This is a genomic window from Micromonospora sp. AP08 (assembly GCF_008085935.1).
GTDB lineage: Bacteria > Actinomycetota > Actinomycetes > Mycobacteriales > Micromonosporaceae > Micromonospora > Micromonospora chersina.
The window spans coordinates 118,185-132,080 of the sequence record NZ_VSEZ01000009.1 but is presented as its reverse complement, the minus strand read 5'-3'; the positions used below and the strand labels follow the sequence as shown (position 1 = coordinate 132,080).

Annotated in this window: 17 protein-coding genes; 8 read left to right on the top strand and 9 right to left on the bottom strand. The window is 73.3% G+C overall.

The genetic code is table 11. The features are described from left to right. Window positions 1-772: 772 nt before the first annotated feature. Together FXF50_RS17450 and fdhD are read right to left on the bottom strand one after the other, a co-directional pair. Window positions 773-1,087 (bottom strand): PadR family transcriptional regulator, encoded by a 315-nt coding sequence (locus tag FXF50_RS17450; protein WP_148429340.1) that lies wholly within the window; start codon window positions 1,085-1,087, stop codon window positions 773-775. Window positions 1,088-1,259: 172 nt separating this feature from the next. Continuing rightward, window positions 1,260-2,114, bottom strand: coding sequence for a formate dehydrogenase accessory sulfurtransferase FdhD (gene fdhD, locus FXF50_RS17445; protein WP_148429088.1), 855 nt, complete (start codon window positions 2,112-2,114; stop codon window positions 1,260-1,262). Window positions 2,115-2,179: 65 nt separating this feature from the next. Between fdhD and FXF50_RS17440 the strand changes: the two genes are divergently transcribed. The 3 genes from FXF50_RS17440 (at window position 2,180) to FXF50_RS17430 (ending at window position 4,222) form a co-directional block, all read left to right on the top strand. After that, on the top strand, window positions 2,180-2,779 hold the full coding sequence (locus FXF50_RS17440; protein WP_148429086.1) for a molybdenum cofactor guanylyltransferase: 600 nt from the start codon (window positions 2,180-2,182) through the stop codon (window positions 2,777-2,779). Then, window positions 2,776-3,033 carry a DUF6457 domain-containing protein gene (locus tag FXF50_RS17435; protein WP_148429084.1) on the top strand — a complete coding sequence of 86 codons (258 nt, stop codon included), beginning with the start codon at window positions 2,776-2,778 and terminating at the stop codon, window positions 3,031-3,033. The genes FXF50_RS17440 and FXF50_RS17435 overlap by 4 nt, the downstream gene beginning before the upstream one ends. An 88-nt stretch (window positions 3,034-3,121) precedes the next feature. Then, on the top strand, window positions 3,122-4,222 hold the full coding sequence (locus tag FXF50_RS17430) for a YbjN domain-containing protein (protein WP_148429082.1): 1,101 nt from the start codon (window positions 3,122-3,124) through the stop codon (window positions 4,220-4,222). Window positions 4,223-4,231: 9 nt separating this feature from the next. Here FXF50_RS17430 and FXF50_RS17425 read toward each other — a convergent pair whose 3' ends face one another. Next, complete coding sequence (locus FXF50_RS17425; protein ID WP_148429338.1) at window positions 4,232-5,188, bottom strand: zinc-binding dehydrogenase; 957 nt, start codon at window positions 5,186-5,188, stop codon at window positions 4,232-4,234. A gap of 65 nt (window positions 5,189-5,253) precedes the next feature. Beyond that, the gene (locus FXF50_RS17420) at window positions 5,254-5,712 is read right to left on the bottom strand and encodes an Lrp/AsnC family transcriptional regulator (RefSeq protein WP_148429080.1); all 459 of its coding nucleotides are present in this window, start codon (window positions 5,710-5,712) and stop codon (window positions 5,254-5,256) included. 59 nt (window positions 5,713-5,771) lie between these two features. Between FXF50_RS17420 and ddaH the strand changes: the two genes are divergently transcribed. Further along, a complete protein-coding gene (gene ddaH / locus FXF50_RS17415; RefSeq protein ID WP_357826344.1) occupies window positions 5,772-6,605 on the top strand; it encodes a dimethylargininase in 834 nt (277 codons plus the stop codon). A gap of 61 nt (window positions 6,606-6,666) precedes the next feature. Here the strand turns inward: ddaH and FXF50_RS17410 are convergent, their stop codons facing one another. Both FXF50_RS17410 and FXF50_RS17405 read right to left on the bottom strand, forming a co-directional pair. Beyond that, window positions 6,667-7,902, bottom strand: a complete 1,236-nt coding sequence (locus FXF50_RS17410; protein WP_148429078.1) for an ABC transporter substrate-binding protein — start codon at window positions 7,900-7,902, stop codon at window positions 6,667-6,669. Window positions 7,903-7,951: 49 nt separating this feature from the next. Then, window positions 7,952-8,779, bottom strand: coding sequence for a S9 family peptidase (locus FXF50_RS17405; protein WP_148429076.1), 828 nt, complete (start codon window positions 8,777-8,779; stop codon window positions 7,952-7,954). Window positions 8,780-8,863: 84 nt separating this feature from the next. On the opposite strand from FXF50_RS17405, the gene FXF50_RS17400 reads away from it, so the two are divergent. Continuing rightward, window positions 8,864-9,454 (top strand): bacterial proteasome activator family protein, encoded by a 591-nt coding sequence (locus FXF50_RS17400; protein WP_091316424.1) that lies wholly within the window; start codon window positions 8,864-8,866, stop codon window positions 9,452-9,454. A gap of 54 nt (window positions 9,455-9,508) precedes the next feature. Here the strand turns inward: FXF50_RS17400 and FXF50_RS17395 are convergent, their stop codons facing one another. The 3 genes from FXF50_RS17395 to FXF50_RS17385 all read right to left on the bottom strand — a co-directional run bounded on the left by FXF50_RS17395 (window position 9,509) and on the right by FXF50_RS17385 (window position 12,099). Continuing rightward, window positions 9,509-10,321, bottom strand: coding sequence for an HAD family hydrolase (locus FXF50_RS17395; protein ID WP_148429074.1), 813 nt, complete (start codon window positions 10,319-10,321; stop codon window positions 9,509-9,511). Then, on the bottom strand, window positions 10,321-11,142 hold the full coding sequence (locus FXF50_RS17390) for an HAD family hydrolase (RefSeq protein WP_148429072.1): 822 nt from the start codon (window positions 11,140-11,142) through the stop codon (window positions 10,321-10,323). The genes FXF50_RS17395 and FXF50_RS17390 overlap by 1 nt, the downstream gene beginning before the upstream one ends. A gap of 213 nt (window positions 11,143-11,355) precedes the next feature. Continuing rightward, window positions 11,356-12,099 carry a hypothetical protein gene (locus FXF50_RS17385; RefSeq protein ID WP_148429071.1) on the bottom strand — a complete coding sequence of 248 codons (744 nt, stop codon included), beginning with the start codon at window positions 12,097-12,099 and terminating at the stop codon, window positions 11,356-11,358. 119 nt (window positions 12,100-12,218) lie between these two features. Here FXF50_RS17385 and FXF50_RS17380 point away from each other — a divergent pair, with 119 nt between their 5' ends. From FXF50_RS17380 to FXF50_RS17370, 3 genes are all read left to right on the top strand, one after another. Further along, window positions 12,219-12,647: an OsmC family protein gene (locus tag FXF50_RS17380; protein WP_091316434.1), complete on the top strand. Its 429-nt coding sequence runs from the start codon at window positions 12,219-12,221 to the stop codon at window positions 12,645-12,647. An 86-nt stretch (window positions 12,648-12,733) separates the two neighbouring features. Next, complete coding sequence (locus FXF50_RS17375; RefSeq protein WP_187399718.1) at window positions 12,734-13,078, top strand: metallopeptidase family protein; 345 nt, start codon at window positions 12,734-12,736, stop codon at window positions 13,076-13,078. 94 nt (window positions 13,079-13,172) lie between these two features. Beyond that, the gene (locus FXF50_RS17370; RefSeq protein ID WP_148429069.1) at window positions 13,173-13,895 is read left to right on the top strand and encodes an AIM24 family protein; all 723 of its coding nucleotides are present in this window, start codon (window positions 13,173-13,175) and stop codon (window positions 13,893-13,895) included. The last annotated feature ends 1 nt before the right edge of the window (window position 13,896 follow it).

Genomic DNA, 13,896 nt, shown 5'->3' with positions numbered 1-13,896 from the left:
CAGTTGCGTTGCGCCCCCCACGACCTAGGGGGTTGGGGAGGTGTTCCGGCTGACGAGCACCTCTACGACGCCCCATGGGAGCAGCAGCCGAAGTACCTTGCAGGCCGCCTCGCGGCGTTCCTCCGTGTAGGCGAAAGCACCTGCACCTGCCAGGAGGATGACGATCCCCGCGTAGGCAAGGATGATGGATGGGGGGAGCCATTGCGGAAGCATGGCCATGCTCCTTCCTGTGGATGGCCCTCGGGCGACCGCCCGGTCGGGTGGACCGGTCGCCTGGGAGTCGTTCTTTGTCGGGCTACTCGACGGCTCGACGTGGGCGTAGCCGGAGGCTGAGTGCGAGACGGGGGGCCGCCCGCAGGACTAGGTCTAGACAGATCGCGAGTCGTCGGTACCGGCCCTCGCCCTCTTCGCGCGCGTCGTGCAGCCACCCTCGCCATTCCTCCACGTAGCGCTCGCGGTCACCCGGCGGCAGCAACCGGGCGGCGAAACAGCAGGCGGCGTCGCCGATCGGAGAGCGTCGGGAGGGAGGGGTTATGCGGCTGAAGTAGATCGTTGTCTCCGTCGACTCCACGACCGGCTGATCGCTGTTCTGCAGCAGCCGGACGTGGCCGGCCGCAGTTGTGACCCTGAGCTGCACGCCGCAGCTCCCACATACAAGATCGACACTGCGGTCAGAGTCCCGCAGTGGGCGAAATCTCCCTCGCTCGTTGCAAGCGATGCAGGAGATGCCGGAGATGATCGGCTGAAGCTTGAACGTACCCACCGTCTCCTCCTAGTGGCCCGGGGCAAGGCGACGGCGGGTGGAGGCAATGACGGCAGTTTGCGTGACCGCTGCAAGCGCAAGTCGAGCGCGTTCGGCGCCGTCCGGTGTGAAGCGGTAGTACCGCCGACGAGGGCGGCCCTGGTCTTCATGGGCGGCGGGCTCCTCCCAGAAGCTCTCTACCAGACCCGCGTGCTCCAAACGCGCGAGGATGGGGTGGAGGGTGCCGGACTTCAATCCAAGTTCCTGGCCTAGCTCTCGGCCGTACTTCGGCTTCGTCGGCTTCGCTAGGAGGGCGCGGAGAACGTCCACGGTCTGTGGCGTCATTCGTGGTAGGCCGTTCATAGGCCGCACTCTACCTAGGTTGAGGGAGAAAGTCTACCTAGGTTGAGACGAGAGGCTTCGGATCGACCGTGTCATCGGAAGCCGCCCGAAGCCAATCCGGAAACTCCCGCGTGACGTCCTCCTCGGCGCGATCGGCGGCCCGGCAATGGCCGGATTAGGCGGCGACGCGCTGCGCCCCCGTGTAGACGTTCATGGTCCCGCCGCGCAGGAAGCCGACCAGCGTCATCCCGGCCTCCTCGGCCAGGTCGGCCGCGAGCGTGCTGGGCGCCGAGACCGCGGCCAGCAGCGGCACGCCGGCCATCCACGCCTTCTGGGTCAGCTCGAAGCTGGCCCGGCCCGACACCAGCAGCAGGTGCCCGGTCAGGGGGAGCCGGCCCTCGCGGACCGCCCAGCCGACCACCTTGTCCACCGCGTTGTGCCGGCCGACGTCCTCGCGCAACACCACCAGCTCGCCGTCGGCGGTGAAGAGGCCGGCCGCGTGCAGGCCGCCGGTGCGGTCGAAGGTGCGCTGGGCCGCGCGCAGCCGGTCGGGCAGCGCGGCGAGCAGTTCGGCGCTCACCGCGAGCGGGTCCTCGGCCACCGCGAACCGCGAGCGGGTCCGGACGGAGTCGATGCTCGCCTTGCCGCAGACCCCGCACGAGCTGGTGGTGTAGAAGTTGCGGGCCGGGTCGGTGGCTGGCTCCGGCACGCCGGGCGCCAGGACCACGTCGACCACGTTGTAGGTGTTCGGGGTCTCCGCCCCGGCGCAGAGCTGCGCGGTGCGCACGTCGTCGGCCGACCGGATCAGCCCCTCGGTGAGCAGGAAGCCGATCGCCAGGTCCAGGTCGTCGCCGGGAGTCCGCATGGTCACCGCGAGCGGCCTGCGCCGGCCGGGCCCGGCCGCGCCGACCCGGATCTCCAGGGGCTCCTCCACGACCAGGGTGTCCTGCCGGCGCAGCCGCGCCCGCCCGTCGGCCTCCGCGCCGAGGTCGATCCGGAGCACGCCGCGTCGGTCAGTCGCCCGTCCCATGCCGCCATCCTGCCCCGCGCCCCACGACACCCGCACGGCGACGCCGTCCCGGTTACCGTGGCCCGGTGACGGCGTACGCGGCGGTGGTGCTCTCGGGCGGCGCGGCCCGCCGGATGGGCGGGGTGGACAAGCCGGCCCGTCCGGTCGGCGGCCGGCCGATGCTGCACCGGGTGCTGGCGGCGGTGGCCGACGCGGGCACGCGGATCGTGGTCGGCCCGGCCGGGCCGGTGCCCGAGGGGGTCCGGGTGACCCGCGAAGAGCCGCCCGGCGGCGGCCCGGTGGCCGCGGCCGCGGCGGGGCTGGCGCTGCTCGATCCCGGCACGGACACCGTCGCCCTGCTCGCGGCCGACCTGCCGCTGCTCACCCCGGCGGCGGTGGCCGAGCTGCGGCGCGCGCTCGACGACTCGACCGCCGGAACGGCCTGCTACGTCGACGGCGACGGCCGCCGGCAGCACCTCTGCGCGGTGTGGCGGGTGACCGCGCTGCGGTCCGCCCTCGACCGGCTGGCCGCCGAGCGTGGCGGCACGGTCGACGGGGCGCCGGTGCGGCGGTTGCTGGCCGGCACGACCGTGCGGGAGGTGTCCTGGACCGGGTCCGGGCCGCCGCCCTGGTTCGACTGCGACACTGACGAGGACGTACGCCGGGTCGAGGAGTGGACGAGATGACGGTGATGGACGACTGGGTCACGGCGGCCTGCGCGGAGCTGGGGCTGGACCCGGCCGAGGTGCCGGTGCCGACCGTGCTCGACCTGGCCAAGGACGTGGCGCACCAGGTGCTGCGGCCGGGGGCGCCGGTGAGCGCGTACCTCCTGGGGGTGGCTGTGGGGCGCGGCGCGGCACCGGCCGCGGCGGCTGCCCGGCTCAGCGCGCTGGCCGGCACCTGGCCGGTGGAGCTGGACGGGACGGCTCCCGCCGGGTAGCACTCCGCGGGCCGCTGTCCGATCCCGGTCGGGGTGATTCGACCCCCACCGTCCGTGGGTAGGGTGGCGAGGACGGACGGAGGCGATCATGACGGCAGACCACCCCTCGGCGCCGGCTGGTGAGCCCGCCGGCGCGACGCCGGAGCAGCACGAGTCGGTCCTGCTGGACGAGCCGACCACGGCCGACCTGCGGGCCAAGGTGACCGAGGCCTGGCGGGAGTTCGCCCGGGCGCTGGCCGAACGGCTGCGCGGCCTGCCCGCCGGCGCGCACCTGGAGGTCACCCTCGACCCGACCGCCTCCGGCACCGGCGACGCCGTCTACTCGGTGAGCGTGGACGCCGGTGAGGAGGGCAGCCTGTCGGCCCGGGCGGTCGGCAACGCCACCCTCCCGCAGGGCTATCGGCTGGACCGGGCCGCGGTGGCCGACATGATCGCGCTCGGCTGGTCCCCGCCCGGCGTGGTGCCGGGCTCCGGCGAGCAGTTCGGCCTGGACTGCGTGGCCGACGAGGCCGCCCGATTGTCGGCCGTGCTGTCCCGCACCCTGCGCGACGTCTACGGCGCCCCGCACCCCGCCTTCCTGGTCTATCTGGTGCACGACGCCGAGGGGGAGCCGCTGCCGGTCGAGCCGCTCGGCACCGCGCGCAGCGAGTTCGGCCCGGACCGCGACGTGGAGGCCGACCTCGACGAGGCCCTCGCCGCCGCCGCTGCCGCCCAGGCCGGCGAGAACGACGTGCTGGCCCTGGAGGAGCGGGTGCGCACGGTCGTCTCCACGATGCTGAAGTCCAAGGCCGACCAGGTGCAGGTCGACTCGGACGGCGACATCAACATCCGGGCCGGCTCCGCGATGGTCTTCGTGCGGGTGCGCGACAACCCGCCGCTGGTCGACGTCTTCTCGCCGGTGCTCACCGAGGTCGAGCCCACCGAGCGTCTCTACGTGAAGCTCTCCGAGCTGACCAACCGGATGCCGATCGGCCGGCTCTACTGCGCCGACGACACGGTGTGGGCCTCGATCCCGGTGTTCGGCCGCAACTTCCAGGCCACCCACCTGATGCTCGCCGTGCAGGTGATGACCGGGCTGGCCGACGAGCTGGACGACCGCCTGCACGGGGAGTTCGGCGGCAAGCGCTTCTTCGGCGAGGGGGACAAGCCGGCCCGGCCGCAGGAGCACCGCACCGGCATGTACCTCTGACGCCGCCCGTCAGCGGACGTCGAGGAGGGTCTTGCCGACCGTGGCCCGGGACTCGATGGCGGCGTGCGCGTCGGCGGCCCGGTCCAGCGGGAAGCGCTGCCCGATGAGCGGCCGGAGCCGGCCGGCGGCGCCCTCGGCGAGAGCCTGTTCGGTGAGGGCGCGCAGCTCGTCGGGCGTGCCGCCGGCGCGGACCAGGGTCACCCCGCGGGCGGCGGCCTCCTCCTCGGGCAGGTCCGCCCAGGCGCCGCTGGCCAGCCCGAAGCTGAGCATCCGCCCGCCCCGGTCGAGCAGGTCGAAGGCCGCCCGGGCGAGTGGCCCACCGACCCCGTCGAAGACCACGTCCACCCCGCCCACGGCGGCCCGGACGCGGTCGGTCCAGTCCGGCTCGCGGTAGTCGACCACCGGGTCGAGGCCGCGCCCGCGGAGCAGGGCGACCTTGCGGGGACCGCCGGCCGCGGCGACCACCCGCACGCCGGCCGCGGTGGCGAGCTGGGTGAGCAGGCCGCCCACCCCGCCGGCCGCCGCCTCGACCAGCACCCGCTCGCCGGGCCGCAGCGCGGCCGCCCGGGCCAGCATCAGCGCGGTCCGGCCGTCCGCGAGCAGCGCCACGGCCGCGTCCAGCGGCAGCCCGTCCGGTACGGAAATCGGCGCGCCCTGGTCCACCACGACGCGCTCGGCGTACCCGCCGGAGCCGCCGGTGGCGCTGACCACCCGCCGGCCGACCAGCGCCGGGTCCACGCCGGGGCCGACCCCGGTGATCGTCCCGCCCACGCCGTTGCCGGGGATCACCGGCAGGGCCGCGGCGAACCGGCCGAACCCGGTCGCCCGGAACATCGTCTCGACGAAGGTGATGTTCGCGTGCGCCACCTCGACGAGCACCTGCCCCGGACCGGGCGCCGGATCGGGCGCCGGTCCCGGGACCAGCACCTCCGGCCCGCCGAACTCCCGTAGCCACACCGCCCGCACGTCGCCTCCCCGCTGTCGCTGTCGCACGCCCGCGGTCCAGTGGACGACCTGAAGTGCGGTTGAGGTCAAGTCGAGGAGGGCCCGACGCCGGGGGACTCGACCAGCCGGGAGAGGACGATGGTGCTGCGCGACGAGGTGACGAAGGACTCGGCCCGCAGCCGCTCCAGCGCCTCCTCGAGGTGCGCGATGTCGGCGGCCCGCAGGTGCACGAGCGCGTCCGCCTCGCCGGAGACCGTGTACGCCCCGACCACCTCGGGGTGCCGCCGGGCGGCGGCGCCGATCTGGGCGGGGGTGGTCCGGCCGGCGCAGAACAGCTCGACGAACGCCTCGGTGGTCCACCCGACGGCGGCCGGGTCGACGACCGCCGTGAATCCCCGGATGACCCCCGCCGATCGGAGCCGGTCGACCCGGCGCTTGACCGCGGGGGCGGAGAGTGACACCCGGGTGCCGATGTCCGCGTACGAGGCGCGGGCATCTGCCACGAGCAACGCAATGATTCGCTGGTCAACCGCGTCGATCTGCAACGTTCCGCCTCTGGGAAGCAATGGTTGTGGCTGTTACCAAAGTTGTACCGTACCTACTCTTGGTGACCGTGAACCAGCAGCGAGTCCCGCGAAAGCGGACATATCTCATGTGCTCGCCCGAGCACTTCGCGGTCGAGTACGCCATCAACCCGTGGATGGACGTGACGGCCCCGGTCGACGCCGAGCTGGCGGTCAAGCAGTGGGACCGCCTGCGCGAGACCCTGGTCGGTCTCGGCCACGAGGTGCACCTGCTCACCCCGGAGCGCGGGCTGCCGGACATGGTCTTCGCCGCGAACGGCGCGTTCGTGGTCGACGGCACGGTCTACGGCGCCCAGTTCAAGCACGAGCAGCGGCACGCCGAGGCCGCCGCGCACCGGGCGTTCTACGAGGCGAACGGCTGGCGGTTCATCGCGCCGAGCGAGACCAACGAGGGCGAGGGCGACTTCGCCTACCTGCCGGAGGCGCACGGCGGGCTGATCCTCGCCGGCCACGGCTTCCGCACCGAGACGGCGGCGCACGCCGAGGCGCAGGAGGCGCTCGGCCGGCCGGTGGTCTCGCTGCGCCTGGTCGACCCGCGCTTCTACCACCTGGACGTGGCGCTCGCCTCGATCGACGACGAGAACGTCGTCTACTACCCGGGCGCCTTCTCGGCGGCCAGCCAGCGGGTGCTCACCCAGCTCTTCCCGGACGCGGTGATCGCGGACGACGAGGACGCCCTGGCCTTCGGCCTCAACCTGGTCAGCGACGGGCTCAACGTGGTGCTGAACAGCGAGGCGACCCGGCTGGCCGGCAAGCTCAAGGCGGCCGGCTACCACCCGGTCCCGGTCGAGCTGGCCGAGCTGAAGAAGGGCGGCGGCAGCGTGAAGTGCTGCATCGCCGAGCTGCGCCACTGACGCACGGGAACGGGCGGTCTCCCCGAGGGGAGGCCGCCCGTTCCGCGTACGCGGGGGAGGATCAGCCGAGCGTGGCCAGCTCGCTGATCACGATGTTGGAAAGCAGCTGGCCGTCGAGCTGCACCTTGCGCAGGTACCACTTCTGCTGCGGGGTGCGCGGCTGGTTGAACTGCCAGGCGCCGCGCGGGCTGTCGATCTGGCCGATCTTGCCGAGCGCCAGGTTGACCTGCTGCGGGGTCGGGTTGCCGCCCACCAGCCGGATCGCCTTGTCCAGCACCTGCGCGGCGTCGTACGACGCCATCGCGAAGGTGCTCGGCGAGGCGTTGTGCGCCTTGCGGTACGCCGAGGCGAACACCCGGTTGGCCGTGTTGTTCAGGTCGGCCGAGTAGTTCAGCGCGGTCTCGATGCCGCAATTCTGGATCAGCGCCCGCTCCTCGCCCCGCTCGCCGTCGTCGAGTTGGCTGAGCACGGTGCCCTCGGTGAGGAAGCCCGGCGCGTAGATCGGGCCCCGGTAGCCCTGGGCGTAGAGCTGCTTGATGAACTGCACGGCCTGCACCCCGGTGTAGTGGCAGAAGATCGCGTCGGGCGGCCCGGGCTTCCGGTCCAGGGCCGTGCGGATCGCGCCCGTGTAGGCGGTCTTGCCGGGACTGGGGTAGTCGGGGGTGAAGATCGGCTCCTCGGTCAGCCGCCGGCCGCCCTGCTCGTACCCGTCCCGGAGGCCGTCGATGACGTCCCGGCTGCTCTGGCCCTGCGTGCCGAAGATGGCGATCCTGGCGGACTCCTTGTTCTTGAAGATCTGCCGCAGGTACTGCCCGAGCGCCACGCCCGGCTCGTTCAGCACGTACGAGGTGCGCCAGATGTAGACGACGCTCTGGAGGCTGATGGGGGAGGCGTTGGAGCCGATCAGTGGCACCCGTGCCTGCTCCACGGCGTCGCGGATGCCGGTCATCACGACGGAGCTGACCACGCCGGTGAGCGCCAGCACGCCCTCCTTGAGCAGCTGGTCCACGGCGGCCTGGCCGGTCTTGGCGGTGTCGCCCTCCTCGGCCGTCACCACCGTCACGGGGTGCCCGCCGAGCTGCCCGTCGTTGAGGGCGAGGAAGAGCTGGAACCCGTTGGTGATCTCGTCGCCGATGACCTTGTTCGGACCGCTGCCCGGAACGATCAAACCGATCTTGATCGGGCTGCCGGGCTTGGTCTCATCCGCGGTGTCGGTCCCGCCGCAGCCCGCCGCCAGCCCGGTGGTACCCAGCGCGGCCAGCAGTTGTAGCGCCCGCCTGCGGTTCATCTGCGACACCGATTTCCTTCCCGATGGAGCGGCCAGGGTGCAACGCCCCTTCGGCGTTCTACCTGCTTGGCGACGCTGCGTCAATGCCCTGAAGATCATCGTGCAGGGACCGCAATGCGGTGACCACCTGCGGCCAGGCGGCCGAGTCCGGCGCGATCAGCCCGAAATGTTCGCACGCGGGCAGCTCGACCAGTGTGGCAGGGCTGCCGGCGGCCCGGGCCGCGGCCACCCAGGAGCGGCTGATGGCGACCGGCACCTGCTTGTCGAGCGCCCCGTGCATGACTACTGTGCGTGTTCGGATCGGTACCAACGACGCTGGATCGGCCGTCGCGTACCGGTCGGGGACCTCGGCCGGGCCACCGCCGAGCAGCGCGGCCACCGCGCCGGAGTCCAGGTCCAGCCGGTACGCCTCGGCGAGGTCCGCGACCGGCGCCAGGGCCAGCACGCCGCCGACCGTGGTCGGAGCGTGCGCCGCCACGTACAGGGCCAGGTGGCCGCCCGCCGAGTGCCCCACCAGGATCGGTGGGGCGGCCGTCACGAGCCCGGGCAGCGCGGCCGCGGCCAGCCCGGGCAGCGCCGCCACCCCGGCCAGCACGTCGGTGAGGGTGTGCGGCCAGCCGCCGCCCGGCCGGCCGGTGCGCCGGTACTCGACCTGGGCGACCGGGTGGCCGAGCGCGGCCAGCGCCGCCGCCATCGGGCCGGTGTGGGTGCGGTCGTACTCGGCCCGCCAGAATCCGCCGTGCACCACGACCACCAGCCGCCGGGGCGGTCCGTCGCCGGCCGGCCGGCGCAGATCGGCACACTGGTCCGGGTGGTCGCCGTAGGCGACGGTGGCGTCCGGCGGCGGGGCCGGCCGGGTCAGCACGTCGCGCGGGTCTGCGGGCATGAGGGCGACGGTAGCGCGCCCCGGCCGGGTGGTTCCGCGCCGGCAGCCGGTCCGGGCGCGTGCGCGTGGTGGGGGTGGGTAAAGATGGGTCCCATGACCGAAGCGCGCTCCGCCGGACAGGACGACGAACAGGGCAACGATGGCATCCCCGGCACCGTGGTGGTGGTCGGGCCGGACGGTCGGCCGGTCGGCACCGTCCAGACCGACGAGGGCCAGGGGGAGGATCCGACCCGCCTGGTCGAGCAGCCCGCCAAGGTGATGCGGATCGGCAGCATGATCAAGCAGCTGCTGGAGGAGGTCAAGGCGGCCCCGCTGGACGACGCCAGCCGGCACCGGATGCGCGAGATCCACGAGCGCTCGATCGTCGAGCTGAAGGAGGGCCTCGCCCCCGAGCTGCGCGAGGAGCTGGAGCGGATCTCGCTGCCCTTCACCGAGGACCAGGCGCCCAGCGAGGGCGAGCTGCGGATCGCCCACGCCCAGCTGGTCGGCTGGCTGGAGGGGCTGTTCCACGGCATCCAGGCCGCGCTGGTCGCCCAGCAGATGGCCGCCCGCGTCCAGCTGGAGCAGATGCGCTCCGGCCGGCAGGCGCTGCCCAGCGGCCCGGGTGGGGTGCTGCCGGGCATGCCGGGCATGCCGCAGACCAACGAGGGCCACGCCCCCGGCCAGTACCTCTGACCCACGTCGGCGACGCCGACCGGCCGGCAGGCCCGGCCGGTCGGCACACCCGGGTCAGGCCACCCCGAAGACCTTCTCCAGGTACGCGGCCACGCCGTCCTCGTTGTTCGCCCCGGCCACCTCGTCGGCGATCGCCAGGACGGCCGGGTGCGCGTTGGCGACCGCCACCGCCCGCCCGGCCCAGGTCAGCATCGGCACGTCGTTCGGCATGTCACCGAAGGCCAGCACGTCGCGCTCGTCGATGCCGAGCCGCGCGGCGTACCAGGCCAGGCCGGCCGCCTTGGTCACCCCGGCGGCGGAGATCTCCACGAGCCCGCTGTACGACGAGTGGGTCGCCTCGGCCAGCCCCTGGAGGGCGCCGGCCACCACCCGGACGAACACGTCGGGGTCCTGCTCGCCGGCCCGGGCCAGCAGCTTCACCGCCGGCACGGCGAGCAGTTCCTCCGGCGACTCGATGGCGCGGATCGCATCGGCGTCCGCGTCCCAGCGCAGCGGGTAGTGCGCCTCGTGCCGCATCTGCCGGCTGTCCACGATCTCCACGGCGAAGCTCACGTCGGGCACCTCGGCACGCAGCCGCCGGGCCACCTCGGCCAGCAGCTCCGGGGCGAGCGGGTCGGCGCGGAGCACCTCGTCGGCGACCGGGTCGTACACGACGGCGCCGTTCGCGCAGATCGCCGGCAGCGGCTCGGCGAGCTGGTCGTACACGAGCTGGAGCCAGCGGATGGGACGGCCGGTGACCAGCACGACCGGCGTGCCCGCCGCGGAGATCCGGGCCAGCACCCCCGCCGTACGCGGGCTGAGCGTCCGGTCGTCCCGGAGCAGCGTGCCGTCGATGTCGGTCGCGACGAGCCGAGGTGCCTCTCCCATCACCGGGAGAGTAGTCGGTCCAGGTAGACCGCGACGCCGTCGTCGTCGTTGCGAAGGGTGATCTCGTCGGCCGCGGCGCGCACGTCCGGGTGCGCGTTGGCCACCGCCACCCGACCCCAGCCGGCCCAGCCGAACATCGGCAGGTCGTTCGGCTGGTCGCCGAAGACCAGCACCTCCGCCGGGTCGACGCCGAGCCGCTCGGCGACCACGGTGAGCCCGGTGGACTTGTCCACCCCGGGCGGGCAGATCTCGACGAATCCGAGCCCCGCCTGGGTGAGCGTGGCCAGCTCGGCCGGGACGATCCGGCGGGCCACCGCCAGCAGCTCGTCCACGTGGTGGTCGGCGGTCCGCGCGAACGCCTTGAGCACGTCGCCGGCGAGGCACTCGGCGCGGCTGCGCGCCTCGAACCGGTCCTGGTAGGGCCAGCTCGGGTGGTAGTCGCCCCAGAGCGGCGCGTCGTGCTCGTCGGACGCCTCCACCATCACGGTGAGCGGGCCGACGGCGGCCTCCAGGTCGGCCAGGATCCGGGCCAGCACCGCGCCGGGGAGGCGTTCGTCACGCAGCACCAGCGGGCCCGCCGGGTCGCTCTGGTCGACCACCCGGCCTCCGCCGGCCATCACCAGGAAGTCGGCGGCGCGGATGTCGTTGCGGGTCAGCTCGGTGAGGCGCGGCCCCCGGCCGGTGGCGCCGACCACCGGGATCCCCGCGGCCCGCACCCGGTCGAGCACCTTGTGGGTGTACGCGGAGACGGTCTCGTCGCTGCGGACGAGCGTGCCGTCGAGGTCGGTGGCGATCAGCTTGGGCAGTCCCGGGCGGGTCATGGTTCCTCCTTCGCCCGCCGCCGTCGCGTCGGCCGTCCAGGTCCTCGGTGCCGCGGCCACCGGACGGCGGGCAGCAACCGTATCTCGCGGAACGGGTCGCAACCATGGCTTTTCGGCGAATCGGACACCAACCCGCGGCGGCCGTCGGGTGTCCCACCACGGCCGGTCCCCCGCGGCGGTTCCGGGCGGCCGGGAGGACTCGGCGGCGCCGGGTCAGCGGGGCGGTTCGGGGTGGGCGAAGGGCGTCGTGGGCTGGACGCTCAGGTCCGCCGGCGCGGGCGGCAGCTCGTCCTCGGTGGCCCGCCGCCGGCCCCGGCCGGACCGGCCGTCCGCGAACCCGGTGGCCGGCTCCGCCCCGGGCTCGCCCGCCCGGTCGGCGGGCTCGGCGCCGATCCGGCCGGACAGGTGCAGCGCGGCGGCGAGCAGCACGACGGCGAGGAAGGCGGTGACCAGGCCGCGCCCGTGCTCCACCTGCAACCGCTGCTCGGCGGGGAAGAACAAGGTGCGCCGGGCCAGCTCCTGAAGCGAGGCGGCGGTCGCGACCAGCATGGCGAGCAGGGCCGCAGCGAGGCCGAGACCGGCGAGCCGGGCGTGCTGCCGGATCGCCGGCGCGCCGCGCAGCGCCAGCGCCACGGCGACCGCCAGGCCGAGCAGTCCCACCAGGTACGCGACACCGAAGCCGCCCACCTGCGCCGCACCGCTCGGCAGGCGGACCGGGGTGCTTCCGTCCGGGCCCTCGTTGGGCACGGTCATCACCAGCCACTCGCCGATCAGCGAGGCGACCGCGGCCACCGCGCCGAGACCGGCGAGCACCGGCGGAAGGCGATGGTCCCGCGCCAGGCCGGCGAGCGAGCGCCCGACCCGGCCGGGCGGAGCCGGTTCGGCGTCGCCCCACTCCACGACCGTGGTGCCGTCGGACCGGTTGTCCTGCCTGGGGATGGGGAGATCCTGGGACATGGGCCACCCTTCCCGTACGCGGGCCTGCGTCGAATCATGACACAGCCGGCACCGGTGACAGGGGACCGCAAGCGCACAGGCCGGTGCGGGGCGGCCCGCTTTCGGTTAGCGTCGGTGCCATGCCTATCCGTACCGCTTCCGCTCGTTGGCAGGGCAACCTCACCGAGGGGTCCGGCACCGTCCGCACCGGCAAGGGCGGCCTGACCGGCAACTACTCCTTCAAGTCCCGCTTCGAGGAGGGCGAGGGCACCAACCCCGAGGAGCTGATCGGCGCCGCGCACGCCAGCTGCTTCTCGATGGCCCTCTCCAAGCAGCTCGCCGACGCGGGCGCCACCGACACGTCGGTGGAGACCACCGCCAAGGTCCACTTCGACAAGACCGACGCGGGCATGACCGTGACCCGGATCGACCTGGAGACCGTCGGCCAGGCTCCGAGCCTGGACGAGGCCCAGTTCACCAAGCTGGCCGAGGCGGCCAAGGAGAACTGCCCGATCTCCCGGCTGCTCTCCCCGGGCGCGCAGATCACGCTGAACGCCCGCCTGGCCTGACCACGCGCGACACGGCGAGGGTGCCCCGTCGGGCGCCCTTGCCGTGCTGCGTGCCGATCGTGAAGGGGTGACGGGGCGGCGTGGCCGTGCAGATGAGCCGGGAGCGGTTCGAGGAACTCGTCGGCGAGGCGCTCGACGAGGTGCCCGAAGAACTGCTCGGGCTGATGAGCAACGTGGTCATCCTGGTCGAGGACGACCCGCCGCCCGGCGAGGACCTGCTCGGGCTCTACGAGGGGCACGCGCTCACCTCGCGGGGCTGGGACTACGCCGGCGTGCTGCCCGACCGCATCCTCATCTTCCGGAACCCCATCCTGGCGATCTGCGACACCGAGGACGACGTCGTGGACGAGGTGGCGGTGACGGTGGTGCACGAGATCGCCCACCACTTCGGCATCGACGACGACCGACTGCACGTCCTCGGCTGGGGCTGACCGGGCGCGCGTCGCGCCCCGCTCGGCCGATCCCCGCTGTTGCGCGGGTCCCCTAACCTCCGGTGCAGGCACACCCCGATGCAGGAGGAAACCCATGCGCAGCGCGCTGTTCTCCGCGGAGAACCTTGAGAAGGAGTCCCAGCAGCCGGGCATGCGGCTGCAGAACTCCAAGATGCTGAAGATCGAGCTGAACGGCGAGGCGATGGCCCGGGTCGGGTCCATGGTCGCGTACCAGGGTCAGGTGCAGTTCCAGGCGCTCGGCTCCGGCGGCATCGGCAAGTTCATCAAGCAGCGGCTCACCGGTGAGGGTGTGCCGCTGATGAAGCTGGCCGGCCGCGGCGACGTCTTCCTGGCCGAGCTGGCCAAGGACGTGCACATCATCGACCTGGAGCCCGGCGACGCCCTGTCGATCAACGGCTCCAGCGTGCTGGCCTTCGACTCCACCCTCCAGTACGACATCAAGATGGTCGGCGGCGCCGGGATGGCGTCCTCGGCCGGCCTGTTCAACTGCGTCTTCACCGGCTACGGCCGGATCGCGATCACCACCAAGGGCACCCCGGTCGTGCTCAACGTCGACCAGCCCACCTACGTCGACCCGCAGGCCGCGGTCTGCTGGTCGGCCAACCTCCAGACCGGCTACCACCGGGCCGAGCAGCTCGGCCTCGGCACGCTGCTCGGCCGCAGCACCGGTGAGGCGTTCACGATGAGCTTCGCCGGGCAGGGCTTCGTCGTGGTCCAGCCCTCGGAGGAGCCTCCGGTGCAGGGCAGCGGCGCTCAGCAGCAGCAGGGCGGCCTGCTCGGCGGCCTGCTGCAGTGAC

Excerpts from the sequence above, each read along its gene's own strand:
- FXF50_RS17450 (WP_148429340.1), bottom strand. The coding sequence starts at position 1,087 with ATGACGCCACAGACCGTGGACGTTCTCCGCGCCCTCCTAGCGAAGCCG.
- fdhD (WP_148429088.1), bottom strand. The coding sequence starts at position 2,114 with ATGGGACGGGCGACTGACCGACGCGGCGTGCTCCGGATCGACCTCGGC.
- FXF50_RS17435 (WP_148429084.1), top strand. The coding sequence starts at position 2,776 with ATGACGGTGATGGACGACTGGGTCACGGCGGCCTGCGCGGAGCTGGGG.
- FXF50_RS17430 (WP_148429082.1), top strand. The coding sequence starts at position 3,122 with ATGACGGCAGACCACCCCTCGGCGCCGGCTGGTGAGCCCGCCGGCGCG.
- FXF50_RS17405 (WP_148429076.1), bottom strand. The coding sequence starts at position 8,779 with ATGCCCGCAGACCCGCGCGACGTGCTGACCCGGCCGGCCCCGCCGCCG.
- FXF50_RS17400 (WP_091316424.1), top strand. The coding sequence starts at position 8,864 with ATGGGTCCCATGACCGAAGCGCGCTCCGCCGGACAGGACGACGAACAG.
- FXF50_RS17395 (WP_148429074.1), bottom strand. The coding sequence starts at position 10,321 with ATGGGAGAGGCACCTCGGCTCGTCGCGACCGACATCGACGGCACGCTG.
- FXF50_RS17390 (WP_148429072.1), bottom strand. The coding sequence starts at position 11,142 with ATGACCCGCCCGGGACTGCCCAAGCTGATCGCCACCGACCTCGACGGC.
- FXF50_RS17385 (WP_148429071.1), bottom strand. The coding sequence starts at position 12,099 with ATGTCCCAGGATCTCCCCATCCCCAGGCAGGACAACCGGTCCGACGGC.
- FXF50_RS17380 (WP_091316434.1), top strand. The coding sequence starts at position 12,219 with ATGCCTATCCGTACCGCTTCCGCTCGTTGGCAGGGCAACCTCACCGAG.
- FXF50_RS17370 (WP_148429069.1), top strand. The coding sequence starts at position 13,173 with ATGCGCAGCGCGCTGTTCTCCGCGGAGAACCTTGAGAAGGAGTCCCAG.